Origin of the sequence: Oceanicoccus sagamiensis, assembly GCF_002117105.1 — a bacterium.
Classification (GTDB): domain Bacteria; phylum Pseudomonadota; class Gammaproteobacteria; order Pseudomonadales; family Dasaniaceae; genus Oceanicoccus; species Oceanicoccus sagamiensis.
Genome location: NZ_CP019343.1, coordinates 4,153,839 through 4,167,806 on the forward strand (window position 1 = coordinate 4,153,839; position 13,968 = coordinate 4,167,806).

Annotated in this window: 10 protein-coding genes and 2 tRNA genes; 5 read left to right on the forward strand and 7 right to left on the reverse strand. The window is 48.6% G+C overall.

The genetic code is table 11. The features are described from left to right. Positions 1–33 precede the first annotated feature (33 nt). Positions 34–1,644 (forward strand): ABC-F family ATPase, encoded by a 1,611-nt coding sequence (locus BST96_RS18850; RefSeq protein ID WP_085760176.1) that lies wholly within the window; start codon positions 34–36, stop codon positions 1,642–1,644. A 3-nt stretch (positions 1,645–1,647) separates the two neighbouring features. On the opposite strand, the gene BST96_RS18855 is transcribed toward BST96_RS18850, so the two are convergent. The 4 genes from BST96_RS18855 to BST96_RS18870 all read right to left on the reverse strand — a co-directional run bounded on the left by BST96_RS18855 (position 1,648) and on the right by BST96_RS18870 (position 6,551). Further along, on the reverse strand, positions 1,648–2,469 hold the full coding sequence (locus tag BST96_RS18855) for a CPBP family intramembrane glutamic endopeptidase (protein WP_085760177.1): 822 nt from the start codon (positions 2,467–2,469) through the stop codon (positions 1,648–1,650). 25 nt (positions 2,470–2,494) lie between these two features. Continuing rightward, complete coding sequence (locus BST96_RS18860; protein WP_085760178.1) at positions 2,495–3,655, reverse strand: c-type cytochrome; 1,161 nt, start codon at positions 3,653–3,655, stop codon at positions 2,495–2,497. 77 nt (positions 3,656–3,732) lie between these two features. Then, positions 3,733–5,958 carry a putative bifunctional diguanylate cyclase/phosphodiesterase gene (locus BST96_RS18865; protein WP_085760179.1) on the reverse strand — a complete coding sequence of 742 codons (2,226 nt, stop codon included), beginning with the start codon at positions 5,956–5,958 and terminating at the stop codon, positions 3,733–3,735. 122 nt (positions 5,959–6,080) lie between these two features. Next, positions 6,081–6,551: an Lrp/AsnC family transcriptional regulator gene (locus tag BST96_RS18870; protein ID WP_085760180.1), complete on the reverse strand. Its 471-nt coding sequence runs from the start codon at positions 6,549–6,551 to the stop codon at positions 6,081–6,083. Between the two features lie 245 nt (positions 6,552–6,796). On the opposite strand from BST96_RS18870, the gene leuA reads away from it, so the two are divergent. Beyond that, the gene (leuA, locus tag BST96_RS18875; protein ID WP_085760181.1) at positions 6,797–8,476 is read left to right on the forward strand and encodes a 2-isopropylmalate synthase; all 1,680 of its coding nucleotides are present in this window, start codon (positions 6,797–6,799) and stop codon (positions 8,474–8,476) included. A gap of 88 nt (positions 8,477–8,564) precedes the next feature. Here leuA and folD read toward each other — a convergent pair whose 3' ends face one another. Further along, positions 8,565–9,410, reverse strand: a complete 846-nt coding sequence (gene folD / locus BST96_RS18880) for a bifunctional methylenetetrahydrofolate dehydrogenase/methenyltetrahydrofolate cyclohydrolase FolD (RefSeq protein WP_085760182.1) — start codon at positions 9,408–9,410, stop codon at positions 8,565–8,567. Positions 9,411–9,601: 191 nt separating this feature from the next. Here folD and BST96_RS18890 point away from each other — a divergent pair. Both BST96_RS18890 and BST96_RS18895 read left to right on the forward strand, forming a co-directional pair. Beyond that, positions 9,602–9,678, forward strand: a tRNA-Pro gene (locus tag BST96_RS18890). Positions 9,679–9,736: 58 nt separating this feature from the next. After that, positions 9,737–9,812, forward strand: a tRNA-His gene (locus BST96_RS18895). Between the two features lie 254 nt (positions 9,813–10,066). Here the strand turns inward: BST96_RS18895 and BST96_RS18900 are convergent. Both BST96_RS18900 and BST96_RS18905 read right to left on the reverse strand, forming a co-directional pair. Then, entirely contained in the window at positions 10,067–11,491 is a 1,425-nt protein-coding gene (locus tag BST96_RS18900) for a DUF1254 domain-containing protein (protein WP_206045366.1), read from the reverse strand. An 87-nt stretch (positions 11,492–11,578) separates the two neighbouring features. Then, a complete protein-coding gene (locus BST96_RS18905) occupies positions 11,579–12,580 on the reverse strand; it encodes a DUF1254 domain-containing protein (RefSeq protein WP_085760185.1) in 1,002 nt (333 codons plus the stop codon). A gap of 222 nt (positions 12,581–12,802) precedes the next feature. On the opposite strand from BST96_RS18905, the gene BST96_RS18910 reads away from it, so the two are divergent. After that, on the forward strand, positions 12,803–13,735 hold the full coding sequence (locus BST96_RS18910; RefSeq protein WP_085760186.1) for a LysR family transcriptional regulator: 933 nt from the start codon (positions 12,803–12,805) through the stop codon (positions 13,733–13,735). Positions 13,736–13,968 lie beyond the last annotated feature (233 nt).

Consider the following 13,968-nt stretch of genomic DNA (forward strand, 5'->3'; position numbering starts at 1 on the left):
TGCTGTACTCATTGTTAATTCAGGACGGCCCCTTTGATCTCTACTGCTAATATCACCATGCAATTTGGCGCCAAGCCGCTGTTTGAAGATATCTCCGTTAAATTTAGTGACGGCAACCGCTATGGCCTGATTGGCGCTAACGGTTGTGGTAAATCCACCTTTATGAAAATCCTTGATGGCAGCCTGGCTCCCAGCATGGGCAATGTCACCGTTACCCCTAATGAGCGTATTGGCAAACTCTCACAAGACCAGTTTGCCTTTGAAGAATATAGCGTGGTGGATACGGTGATTATGGGCCATACCGAATTATGGAACATTAAAAAAGAACGGGACCGTATTTACTCGCTGCCGGAAATGAGTGAAGAAGATGGTATGAAGGCCGCTGAACTGGAAACCCTGTTTGCAGAAATGGATGGCTATAGTGCGGAAAGCCGCGCCAGTGAAATTTTAGCCGGAGCGGGTATTGAACAGGAACTCCACTACGGCCCTATGAGTGAAGTTGCGCCCGGCTGGAAGCTACGGGTATTACTTGCCCAGGCATTATTTTCAGACCCGGATATTTTGCTATTGGACGAACCCACTAACAACCTGGATATCGATACTATCCGCTGGCTCGAAGAAACCTTAAACGAGCGGAAAAGCACCATGATTATTATTTCCCACGACCGCCACTTCCTTAATGCGGTGTGCACCCATATGGCGGATATTGATTATGGCGAACTACGTGTTTACCCTGGCAACTATGATGACTTTATGACGGCCTCCACCCAGGCTCGTGAGCGGTTGCACAGTGAGAACGCCAAAAAATCTGCCCAGATTGCCGACCTGCAACAATTTGTTAGCCGCTTTTCGGCCAATGCCTCCAAAGCCAAGCAGGCCACTTCCCGCGCCAAACAACTGGAAAAGATCAAACTGGATGATATTAAACCCTCCAGCCGGGTCACACCTTTTATTCGATTTAAGCAAGATAAAAAGCTCCATCGCCAGTCATTAGTGCTGGAAAAACTGGGCCATGGCTTTGATAACGAAACCCTGTTTAAAAATGGCCATATTATTTTAGAAGCCGGTGCACGACTGGCTGTGATCGGTGAAAACGGTGCTGGTAAAACCACCCTGCTTCGCAACCTGATGGGTGAAATCCCTCCCGAACAGGGAAAAATTCAATGGGCAGAAAATGCCTCTCTCGGTTATTGCCCACAAGATAGCACCACCGATTTTGACTGCGATTTAAATCTGTTTGATTGGATGAGCCAATGGCGCAAAGCCAGCCACGATGACCAGATAGTGCGCGCCACATTGGGTCGCTTATTATTTTCTGCCGATGACTTTAAAAAGAAAGTAAAAGTCTGTTCCGGTGGTGAGAAAAATCGCCTGCTATTTGGCAAGCTAATGATGATGGATACCAATGTCTTGTTAATGGACGAACCCACTAACCACCTGGACATGGAATCGATTGAAGCTTTAAACCTGGCGCTGGAGCACTACGAAGGCACGCTGATCTTTGTTAGCCATGATCGGGAATTTGTTTCATCTCTGGCCACCCGCATTATTGAAATCAAAGACCAGCAGCTGATTGATTTTCAGGGGACTTACGAAGAGTACCTGGCCAGTCAGGAGCAAGAAGCACTGGCCGCAGGCCACTAAACCTTATGTTTGTTTAGTGCGCCACCAGTAAATGGCAATAGCGATAGCACCTAGCAACACCCCCGTATTCATCGTCATAAAGACGGCGGGGGAAATCGCCAGACCAATATTACGGGCAATATTAATAAACATATGCCAGAAAAAAACCATTAACACACTGCGGGTTTTATCCCATATCAGCGTTAACCAAATGGTTGCCGATAATATCCCTACCGAAAAACCAATAAATTGACCGACACCAAATTCCGGCCGCGCTAAAAACTGCGGCAAATGCCAGCACAGCCAAAGAGGAAATAACATAAAAGAAGCCTGCAACGGCCCAAAGCGGCTGCGCAACACTGGGGTAGCAACACCCCGCCACCCCGGCTCTTCGCCAAAGGATTGCACCAGACTGGTGGCCACTAATAATTTAAATAGCCCCGCCATGGTCAGCATTTGCGCGACACCGTCGCTATCGAGATTCACGATTTCCCCACTGCGAACCGTCAGGAAAATTATTGCGCCCAATAACAACACAAAAGGACTGAGTACCGAAAACGCCGTCCAAAATGCGCCAACACGAAAATGCAAACAGCTATCTACTAACTGTTTAACCGCCGCTTTACCGCCATAGCGCCTGGCAATATAAAACGCCGCCAACATGGGACCCATAGCCGCCAGCATTTCCAATTCATGGGCCAGTTTAATATCGATAATCCCTCTTACCGACAGCATCAACGGCACACTAACCGACCAGGAAAATAAATAGGCCAACAAGAAATAACGCCAAATTGGAAGTTTTTCTATGGCATCAATACTGACTGCAGCTTGGGGATTGTTCGTCATGCTTAAACCTTTTATTGTTATTAACTCAGGGGCGGCCTTCAGTAACTTCTGCCCAATAGGTATTACCCTGCTCAAAACGCGCTGGCCAACGGGCTCCTACTCGCGGATTAAACATCAGCACCAAAGCAAAACACTCACTCAACTGCCCCTCGACGCCGGGCACGCCATTAAGCGTGTAACACATCTTGTCCGGGTTTTTTACATCCCCTTCCGTGCGCCACTCTCCTTTGACACCCTGCAAGCTATCAATGGTGTTATCGCGATTAAAGCGAGCATCAACAATCACTTTTTTCTTATTAACTCTGATTTCATAACGCATGGTGTTATTAAATAAGAAAGTCCAATAGTCCGGATGCGCATCACCTTCCAACGGATGAGGGCGCCCTTCCAAGAACATCATACCCATTTTAAAATCATCAAAGCCCTTAACCACTTTCAGCGCTTCAACCGGCTCACCAAAGTTCATATTTTTGGGCACCTTGGGCTGCATACAATGCATAAACTCATAGGGGTGTACGGCAATCCGCTCGATCGCAAAGCAGAACTTGCGTTTATCCCGCATCCGCCAAATACCGGTAAGGCCACGGTTATTACCGGTCACAGTGCCATCTTCATTAAAGTAAGCAACAAAGCTGTATGTTCTATCTTCATAGGGCAAGGTAAACTTCACGGCATTGTCCATATACAGCGTCCAGAACTCCGGCTTTTTATCCCGCAGCTCCGCATCCAGGCCACCAGTGGACTGAGTGGTTTTGGCGGCGGCATCCCAATCCACCGAGCCACTTTTACGCATCACATAGGCAGTTAATGGCTGTACCTTATCAGCAGGGATATTCACAGCAGGCATGGCATTGCCGGGAATAATACCGACCGGATTTTGTACATAGTCGGCAAACAGTTTGGGGGTCCACTCACGCTGGTCTTTGCCCATAGCGTCAGAATATTTAAAGCCTTCTTTAGTCCCTACTTTGCGTTTAAATAGCAGGGCCAGATTAGGGCCGGTTATATCGGCTTCACCGGTACGCAGAGTATGGCAAAAGGCACAGTACTGCTGCCAGGTTTGCTCACCAGCAATGGCATCGGCGGCCTTTAAGGCTTGTAGTGAATAATCTTGGGAATAAACCACCGAAGACGATAGCGCTGCCAAAGCAAACACCACACAACGAAAACGGGTATAAAGGAACATAAGCCACCTACATCATTTTTATCATTGCGGCTATTAAACACGTTCTGGAACATCAATTTAAGCGGGTTTAATAATATTTACACAACTCGCTTTAGCTTCTCATTCACAAAGCTGACCGCCTGCGCTGCTGGCATTGGCTTGCTAATAAGATAGCCCTGAATTTGTTCGCAGCGGTTGGCCTCTAGCATAGCCCGCTGCTGCTCGGTCTCCACCCCCTCGGCGATCACTGCCAAATCAAGGTTATGGGCCAAATCGATAATGGCCCGGACAATGGCCAAATCACTTTTGTCGCTGCCGAGGTTGCGGACAAAGCTTTGGTCAATTTTTAATTTATCGATAGGGAAACGTTTTAAGTAACTTAAGGAGGAATAGCCGGTACCAAAATCATCCACCGCCAGAGCCAGCCCCAAGGATTTTAATTGCTGCAAAATCTCAATACAGTGTTCGATATTCTGCATAATAGTACTTTCAGTAATCTCCAGCTCAATATAGGCCGGGTCGATTTGGCTCTCGTCAATAATGCGCGCTACGGTTTCAAGAAATTTGGGATGTTGAAACTGACGGGCCGAGATATTGACCGCCATCACAAAGTCGCGTAACCCACTTTGGTAGAGGTGAGCCGCCTGCTCACAGGCTACTTTTAAAATCCACTGCCCCATATTCACAATCATACCGGTCTGCTCTGCTACCGGAATAAATTCTGCCGGGGAGATAAACTGGCCATCCGCTTGCTGCCAGCGGATTAACGCTTCCATACCAATCAGTTGATTGCCAGTTACATCAAATTGCGGCTGGTAGTACATCTGGAACTGGTCTTGCTCAAAGGCCTGCCGCAGGGCCGCCTCCATCGCAACCCAGGCCTGTTCCCGGTTGGACATATCAGCGCTGTAAACCAGCGCTTGATTGCCGCCATTATCAATCGCACGGGCCAGAGCAGCTTCCGCATTTTTATTCAACTCCGCACCCTGCTCAGGGTAATGACTAAACCCCATGCTGAGGCTTAAATAGAAGGATAAGCCCTTTACCTCGAAGGGTTCTTCAAAGGCCAATTTAGCGGGCTCTACAAAAGCTTGCAGTGCTTGTTCGACAGAAAAATCCCGTAATAACACCCCAAAATGGGAGCTATCCAGACGGTATAGAGTGCCGCTATTGCTATCGGCCAATACCGCTTTTAAGCGCTCTGAAGCGGCAGCGACCAAGTCATCACGAATATCATTGCCATTACTGGCAGCCACCAGTTGAAAGCGATCTATGGACAGCAAGCCTAAGGCAAATTGCGGTGGCTTTTGGCTGCGGTGAATCAGTTGATCCACATCTTCTTCCAGCCGATAACGGTTGGGTAACATGGTCCAACTATCGTGGTAGGCCAAAAAGTTAAGCTGGTCGGTGGCCTGGCGGCTCTCGGTAATATCTTTTAAATGTAAATGACACAGACGCAGATCGTATAACACGCTAAGGCTACAACTGATATGACGATGCCGATACTCAAACTCCCAATAATCATCATGGGAATGGGTCTGTTTTAGTTGCCCCAATCTGACCAATAAATCACTGGGCAGTAAACTCTGCACTTGGGAGAGTTCCAAATCACAATCGGCTAACAGATACTCTGTGGCGGGATTAAAATAGACGACCTGCCCTTCCCAATCAGTACTGATCACCGGATCGGGGTTGCGCTCTACAAACATCGACAGGCGCCGACGCTCGGTGGTTTCATTAATATAACGATTAATAAACACCCCCACCCAGGCAGCCACAGCAACCACCAAAATACTAAAACCCAAAACCAGACTGGTGGTATTGCGTGTGGTTAAGCGGGTTTGCTCGCCGGTAGCCAGTGCCTGAGTTTGTATTTCATCGGCCAGACTGAGCAGTACCGGGTTCATCATTCGCCCCATACCGCTAATACCCACCAAATGCTCTCTGGCCAGGTCCCAGTCAACGCGATCAGCACTCATCGTATTATCCATGGCCACTGCCATTGACTTTAGCTGGATAAAGTAATCATCCAGCATCACAACGGCAGAATGCTCAGGAAAGGCTTGTTCAAGCCGCGTTATGGATTCGATGATTTTTTGCTGTTCTATCGCCAGATGCTTAATGGCAAAATCCTGGTCCATGGTGGCGTAATATTCATAGAGAATTCGTTCGTGATCCACCACCGCCAACTGCATTTGCGCAATCAACTGTAAACGGGGGAATTTATCATTCAGCAGGTTATCCGTGATGGTATCGACTTTACCCCCAGCACGGTAGATTTGCAGGGATAGCAGCACGCCAATGCAAAGCACTAGCAGATACATAATCAGTATCTTATTTCGAACCAGCACAGCGGACGACCTTCGTGAGTTCCAGATTATTTTATTCTAGTCAACTTAGTCTGTTTTCGACCCTGAAAGTTACATTTCATAGCAATTATTTGAACTCAATCAAGGGGTAATTCGGTTTTATCGACCACCTTGCGCAGTACAAAGCTGGAATGGACACCGGTTACTCCTTCCAAGTTGGTTAATCGACCCAGCAGAAACTGCTCATAATGGCGCATATCCTTGACCACCACCTTAAGCAGGAAATCCGCCGCCTGCCCAGTCACTATGCTGCATTCAAGCACTTCTGGAAAGGTGGCCACAGTCTGCTCAAACTGCTCAAAACGCTCTGGGGTATGCCTATCCATAGCAATGCTGACCATTGCGGTTAGATTGAGATCCAGCGCCTCGGCATTCAGCAGGGTGACATGGCGGCTCACAATCCCGGACTCCTCCAACCGTTTTACCCGCCGGGCACAAGGTGTAGGGGATAAACCCACCTGCTCCGCCAGTTCTAAATTGCTAATGCGGCCATTGCGCTGCATCAGAGTCAAAATATGCTTATCAATGCGGTCTAATTGGGTATTCATAGGGATGGAAACCACCTTAAATTGTATAACTGACGATATTCACTCAATAATAGCAATTTTATAAGTATTATCACTCTATTTTCTTCTATAGAGAGCATCTTTGCAGTAATTCGCTCATCAAGGCGGTATACACTCTCCGCTCAATCGCAGGCAGCCATCACCCCATAAGGGTTAACCGGCAATGTTTTACCAGAGCAGCCACTGCCTGCGGTTGAAAAAAACAGCAGATTGCAGGAATACAGACCATGAATAGCTTCGACCACCGCAAATACACCCCTTTCGCTCCTATCCCAATGGCTAAACGACGTTGGCCTGACCAGCAGATTAAGCAGGCGCCACGCTGGTGTAGTGTTGATCTTCGGGATGGCAATCAGGCCTTGATTGAGCCGATGAACCCCAAGCAGAAACTGGCGCTATTTAAATTACTGGTCGACGTTGGTTTTAAAGAGATTGAAGTGGGCTTCCCCGCCGCCTCACAAACCGACTTTGATTTTGTCAGGCAAATTATCGAACAGGGCTTAATCCCTGAAGATGTCACCATTCAGGTATTAACCCAGTCTCGGGAAGCGTTGATTAAGCGCAGCTTTGAAGCGCTTAAAGGCTGTCGCCAGGCGATTATGCATTTATATAACTCCACCTCGACGGTACAGCGTGAGCAGGTCTTTGCCAAAAGCAAAAATGAGATTAAAGCCATCGCCGTGCAAGGTGCACAATGGGTTAAGCAGCAGGCTGCACAACAGCCAGATACCCAATGGACCTTCCAGTATTCCCCTGAAAGCTTTACCGGCACCGAACTGGACTATGCCGTTGAGGTTTGCGATGCGGTTAATGCGGTATGGCAACCGACCAAAGAAAACCCGGTCATCATTAATCTGCCTGCTACCGTAGAAGTGGCTACACCCAATATCTACGCCGACCAAATTGAATGGATGGGCGACCATATTCAACACCGTGAGGCTGTGGTGATTAGCTTACATACCCATAACGACCGCGGCTGCGGTGTTGCCGCTGCCGAGTTAGGCGTTATGGCTGGAGCTGACCGAGTTGAAGGTACGCTGTTAGGCAATGGAGAGCGCACTGGTAATATGGATATTGTTACCATGGCAATGAATCTATATAGCCAGGGTATAAACCCTGAGTTAGACCTGTCCAATATGGATAAGATTATCCAGACCGTGACCGAGTGTACGCAATTACCTCTGCATCCACGTCACCCCTATGCGGGCGAGCTGGTATTTACCGCCTTCTCCGGTAGCCATCAGGATGCTATTAAGAAATGCCTGCAACGCTACCAACCCGGCGATCATTGGGATGTTGCTTATCTCCCGATAGACCCCGCCGACCTTGGGCGCAATTACCAGGAAGTGATCCGCATTAATAGCCAGTCCGGCAAAGGCGGCATCGCCTATATACTCGAACAGGATTATGGACTTCAAATGCCGCGCTGGTTGCAGGTAGATTTTAGCCAGTATGTACAACAATATGCTGAAGAGGAATCCGCTGAAGTGTCACCAGCTTCCATCTATAAGATTTTCGAGCAGAGCTATATTGCACGTAAGCAGCCGATTGAACTGGAGGCTTACCAGATTAGCCGCCAACAGGAACAGGACCAGTTAAGCGCCACCATCACGATTGATGGCCAAAGCACTTTGATTAATAGCAGCGGTCAGGGAGTCATGGAGGCTTTTATCGGCGCCCTAAATAAGCAACTGGGCTATAACATGGTGTTGGTGGATTATTCCGAGCATACGCTGGGGGATAATGAGCGCTCAGAAGCGATCAGCTATATTCAGCTGAATATAGAAAACCAGCGCTACTGTGGAGTCGGTAAAAGCAAGGATATCATTGAAGCTAGCCTGGAAGCGGTGTTAAGCGCGGTTAATTGCGCTATCCCGGCACTAAAAGCAGACGTTATTCCCGCGTAGGGTGGATTATAATCCACCGCTTATGACGGCTCTGGGCTGGGTCTGGTGGATTATAATCCACCCTACGCGGGAATAACTGTATTGCGGCTTAACCCAGTGACTTTTCACCAGAGGCCACTGATTGAAAGATCAGCGTATTAATGGTCATTGGCCCAACACCGCCCGGTACTGGCGTATAAGCCGCACAGCGATCAATTACGCCGCCCAGTTCGATATCCCCTACTCCACCGGGATGGTAACCGGCATCAACCACAACCGCACCGTCTTTTATCCACTCACTCTTGATAAACTCAGGCCGCCCAACAGCGCCTACCACAATATCTGCCTGCTTAATTAGCTCCGGCAGCTTTTGGGTGCGGGAATGGCAGGTGGTTACGGTTGCATTGGCTTCCAGTAACATCGCTGACATAGGCTTACCCAAAATAGGGCTGCGACCTACGACCACCGCATGCTTGCCTTCAATCTCAATCTTATAGTGCTCAAGAATACGCATAATCCCTTTAGGGGTGGCACAGCCATAGGCTTCCTCCCCCATTGCCATACGGCCGTAGCCCAGACAAGTCACACCATCGACATCTTTTTCCAGCGCAATGGCATCAAAACAGGCGCGCTCATCGACCTGCTCGGGCACCGGGTGCTGTAGCAAGATACCGTGAACATCCGGGTTTTCATTAAGCTCGGTAATTTTGGCCAGCAATTGCTCAGTCGTGGTTTCTTCGCCCAACTCGACGGCCATTGACTCCATCCCAATACGACGACAGGCATTGCCCTTCATCTTCACATAGGTAGCAGATGCGGGATCAGCCCCCACTAAAATCGTCGCGAGAATAGGCGTTTTGCCATTGGATTTCTCCTTCAGGCCAGCCACCCGCTCACTCAGTTGCTGTTCCCATTGTGCGGCCAGGGCTTTGCCATCAAGTACCAGTGCAGACATGCTTGCTATACTCCTGATTTCAGTAGAAAAAGATGGCGCATTCTCTCATGCCCAGCAGCTGAGGCAAATAGCTAAATTTTGTCTAACTATGTTATCTTTTGTGGGTGATTTAGCGTTGACGAGAGCCTATAGCATGAGTATTATGCGCACCTCGTTTGACGCAGTGGCTGTTTTGCTGGTGTTCAAGCCTTCGGGGTATAGCGCAGTCTGGTAGCGCGCCTGCTTTGGGAGCAGGATGTCGGGAGTTCGAATCTCTCTACCCCGACCAAATTCCTACGTTAAACACAGCCTGCTAACACTGTGATTTAATGTGACAAAAGTTTGTGGTGGGCGTAGCTCAGTTGGTAGAGCGCCGGATTGTGATTCCGGTGGTCGTGGGTTCAATCCCCATCGTTCACCCCATTATTCTACTGGTTACAGGGATAGTAACCGTTTCACTTTTCTCCTTTCGGAATATTATTTTCGGAATATACAGTATGTATCTGTGTACAGTACACGGCCGCCTCTCCAACTATTATTGATTTGAATGCAGCGCTCAAAAGTCTGGATAAATTACCGAAACTCAATCGGTTGAAATGTCTGTAATGTGCCAACAGCTGACATTTAGTCACCCTAAAGTTAACGTCGTAGCCACAAGTATCTCGCGCAAAGTATCCTTATTTCTCAATACGTTCGATTGATGGCGGGACAAACTCGAACCATGCCTCAGAGGGACCGTACATACGGAATAGAGAGAACCATTCCTCGCCAGGGGTTATTGGCATGCAGTTGGTATAGTCGGTGTCATCACAGCGACTGGACCAATGGATACTCACAGAACCGTCGGCGTTGATTACGAAGTCGGTGTCGTTTGACGCTACGCCGATTTTTTCTGACCCCGCGATATACGCCCCGTTATCCATCGAGTAAGTTAAGAATGAATAGAAACGCGCAGCCGGAACATCCTCGTGGCTCGCAATATGTAACTTGTAGTCGTGGTCACCAGACATTGGGCGACCTTTACTATCCAATACACCTTTGATGTAGGTAGTAGATTTTGAATCGGCAAGCGACGCGGGTGGCGCAAAGTAATAGGTAAATGTAGTGCCGCGAGACGAATAGTCGTTCCAATTGTCGTCCACGTAGGTCGCGTTCGTAGCCATCATTTCCTTGTCAACGGGAATGGTCCACTGTGACTGTTCGCCCCATAGACGCGGTGCATAATACGTGAAGTCGTGGGCGATTTCGGCTTTCAGTTGAACAATAGCACCGAGTAGCATCTGCGCCTGTGCCTCTGCTGGCTCGAACGGTTTACCCTTCTCAATACCGATAGACTTCATCATCCCGTAAAAGGCTTTCTCGTCAGCCTTGATCAGTTCCTCATTGATAGCCTTGTGTGCTGACGCCCAAAACGAAGCGTCGAATTTGATATGTCCTTCGTACTCTAAGCCGTCGAGGGCGATGTGATTTGTTACAGCTTCACCGCCCAGAGGGTAAATTTTCAAGCCTTTGATATACTCCGCCGAGCGAGCCATATCTTCGTCTGATGTTGTCTTGGTGAGAGAGCGGATAGAGATATAGCCACGGTTTGTCGGTTGCTCCACTACGATATAGCCTTTGGTATCACCCTCGTAGCCTTCTGGAACAATTAAATACTTACCCCCCTTACCCTCGTCTGCGCCGTCTGGCCCTACATCAACTAAAGGCATGTGCCATGATGTGAGAAATGTACCGAAGAATGAGTTCGTGTCTGTTGCGGCTGGCATCTCAACCACTAACGGCCCGTCTTTGATATTGTGGTATGTGTGTACGTATGGCGAGTTATTGTTACCTGTCACCATGGCCGCACTGTGGGTCATTGGTTTTGCATAATAGTAAACGGTGTTTGTGGCGTCACCACCGAAACTATCAAAGGCAACTTGTGCCATCCGCTCATACATGACTTGCGGCATGATCCATGTACCCGCCTCAAGCGCACGACGCTCGAAGCGCTTGTCTTCGATTGACTGGGACACAGTTGGATTACTTTGTGTGTCGGCAGCCTTGTCTGTGCAACCAACGGTGATCGCTGCTGCGCAGGCAAGTATAAGTATCGTCTTCATTGTATTGTACCTCTTCATGGTACTACTCCTCATCGGGTCAGCCTGAAGTTACTGAGTTTGTTAAATTCTGTGGGGGGGCAAAGTCGTTTAAACGTCTTTGCCTTTTACGCTGTACATGGCATCAGCCGATTTCTTAACCTCTGCTGCATCTACCGGTAAGTACATGCGTATCAGTAGGTTGCCTCCTTTTTCTACTGAGGCGTTACCTGGCCCTTTTTCACAGTTAGTAGTAAAGGACAGCGAGTCACCTTCGTCTTTCATTTCATTGTGCGAAATATAAAAGTCATCCACTTTTATCCAGCCGTCAGCACCGTAAAAAGTCGCCGACATAAAGCCGTTGTTATCCCAATCTAGCCCAGGTTTCTCAAAAGTCCAAACCTGACAGGCTTCAGAGTCTATTTGCAGTGGAACATACTGTGCAGTTGTCATGGGTAAGCCTCCCCAGCCGTAGGCTGCTGCATACAGATAGTTGTGCGGGTTAACATCGGCCAGTGTCTTGCCAAAGGCGTCGTGGCCTGCAATCTTTTGCTCGCCAGCATTGACCTGTCGAACTAACTCTTCTCGGAAAGAGACTACTTCGTCGGCATCAAAGCCTTTGCTTTCATAAGGGCGGTTAGCCTTGGCTTCGAATTTCAATGCCTGCTGACGGGCTTTAGTATTAGCAATGTCACCGTTGTCGCGAGTACGAGCCAACAGATAAACATAATCGCCTTCGATATCGGCAGCATTGACCTGTAACGATTCACCATTCAGTACTACCTGATGAAATAGATGCGCCTCATCAATGATATGGATAATTTGAAATTCATCAGACTTGGGCACACTAAAAGTAGCCCCTTGGCTGACATCGACAATGGCGATGGAGTAAACCACATCGCGGTTTGACCGAATCACTTGCTGCTTCTCTTTGGAGACGGGCTCGTCATGTATCCAGGTGTTAACCCCAACCTTTTGCTGTACGCCAGCAAAGTACCAGTCACTTTCAGCCACTACATAGTTTTCCATAGTCACTGACTTAACCGCTGGCATGGAGGCTATGACGCCTACTGAGGCGGCTGCTATAACACTGGCTAATAGTAATTTTTTCATTGTCGACTCCTATTGTGTCGCTTGTCTTAAGGTAATGGTCGTATGGTTAAGATTTAAGAGCCTATTCAATTGCTACGCCCTACATCCCTCCGCAGATCTTTTGGTGCCCCAGCCTTAATGTGGCTGCTTGTGGCTTATCTCTGCAATGAGTGTAGATTACGCAAGAGTATGATATGATACAAACGACTTAAAATCATTAATGATATGACCTAAGTGGGAATCATGTACGACTATCGACAACTAGCCAGAGCTGACTTGAACCTATTGGTGGCTTTTCAGATGCTGATGGATGAAGGCTCGGTAAGCGGCGCTGCCGAGCGGGCCTTTGTTAGCCAGTCGGCGATGAGCCGTACCTTGCAACGACTGCGAGATTTATTCGATGACCCTTTGTTTGTCAGGCAATCTCATGGTCTGGCGGCTACTCAACGTGCGATTGACTTGCATCAGCAGTTACAGCCATTGCTCGCGGGTATTGATAAAACCCTGGAGCCTGTCAGTTTTGACCCCGCCCAGTTACAGGGTCAGTTTGTGATTGCCTGCCCTTCTGTACTTAGCACCCATTGGCTGGCTAGTTTAGTGGCTCGTTTAGCGACAGTAGCGCCTCGGGTGAAACTGCGAACGATTGAAGCGGTAGCAAGCCCTGAGCAATTACTTAGTGATAACAGCGCCGATTTAGTAGTGCATACCGCTGAGACAGAAAGTGGTGAGTTTGCAGCTACGCCGTTGCCTGACGCTACAACTTTATGTCTGGTTCGAGAGGGACACCCGTTGACGGGTAAGAAAATCAGCTTAAAACAATTTTTAAGTTTTCCGCATTTACGCTATTACATTCCGGGGCTAAACACGGATAACCAAGGTTTGATCGATTTACGATTATCCAAAATGGGCAAGCAGCGTGAGGTTCGTTATGACGGTCACGATATGGCAACGCTGTTAGAAATCACTCGTGATAGCGACTGTATTTTCTCTCTGGCGAGTGTGAAAACAAGTGTGGCCGATCAAGCGAAGGTACGCTGGTCGGGAGTTCGTGTTTTAAAAAGTCCTACGGAGTTACAAATGGAGACACTCCCGATGGCATTGTTCAGTTTGCGGCGGCGAGCTTCGGAGCCGGCTTTGAGTTGGCTGACCGAGGAAATCAGTAATAGCTTTAAATAAAACCAGAGCAGGCGACCCATTTAAGTCACATCGAGTTCGGTCCCCGCTCGGTGTTCGGTCTACCCAGCCCCATAGAGGCGGTAAGTCTTCGCGAGGTGTGCGTCAGCCAAGGGGCAGGAGCAGCCAGGAAGTTAGCATCGTTAGGCGTAATAGATAGTCCGTTATGGGTCAGGAGCTGCCAAAACAGCACGCTGGGCCGGATACCGCCCTATAGACTGTTATGTGCCAAAAGC

Bases quoted from the DNA above. Each gene is read 5' to 3' on its own strand.
- BST96_RS18870 (WP_085760180.1), bottom strand. From the start codon at position 6,551: ATGAATACCCAATTAGACCGCATTGATAAGCATATTTTGACTCTGATG.
- BST96_RS18865 (WP_085760179.1), bottom strand. From the start codon at position 5,958: ATGTATCTGCTAGTGCTTTGCATTGGCGTGCTGCTATCCCTGCAAATC.
- BST96_RS18910 (WP_085760186.1), top strand. From the start codon at position 12,803: ATGTACGACTATCGACAACTAGCCAGAGCTGACTTGAACCTATTGGTG.
- folD (WP_085760182.1), bottom strand. From the start codon at position 9,410: ATGTCTGCACTGGTACTTGATGGCAAAGCCCTGGCCGCACAATGGGAA.
- BST96_RS18900 (WP_206045366.1), bottom strand. From the start codon at position 11,491: ATGAAGACGATACTTATACTTGCCTGCGCAGCAGCGATCACCGTTGGT.
- BST96_RS18860 (WP_085760178.1), bottom strand. From the start codon at position 3,655: ATGTTCCTTTATACCCGTTTTCGTTGTGTGGTGTTTGCTTTGGCAGCG.
- BST96_RS18855 (WP_085760177.1), bottom strand. From the start codon at position 2,469: ATGACGAACAATCCCCAAGCTGCAGTCAGTATTGATGCCATAGAAAAA.
- BST96_RS18905 (WP_085760185.1), bottom strand. From the start codon at position 12,580: ATGAAAAAATTACTATTAGCCAGTGTTATAGCAGCCGCCTCAGTAGGC.
- leuA (WP_085760181.1), top strand. From the start codon at position 6,797: ATGAATAGCTTCGACCACCGCAAATACACCCCTTTCGCTCCTATCCCA.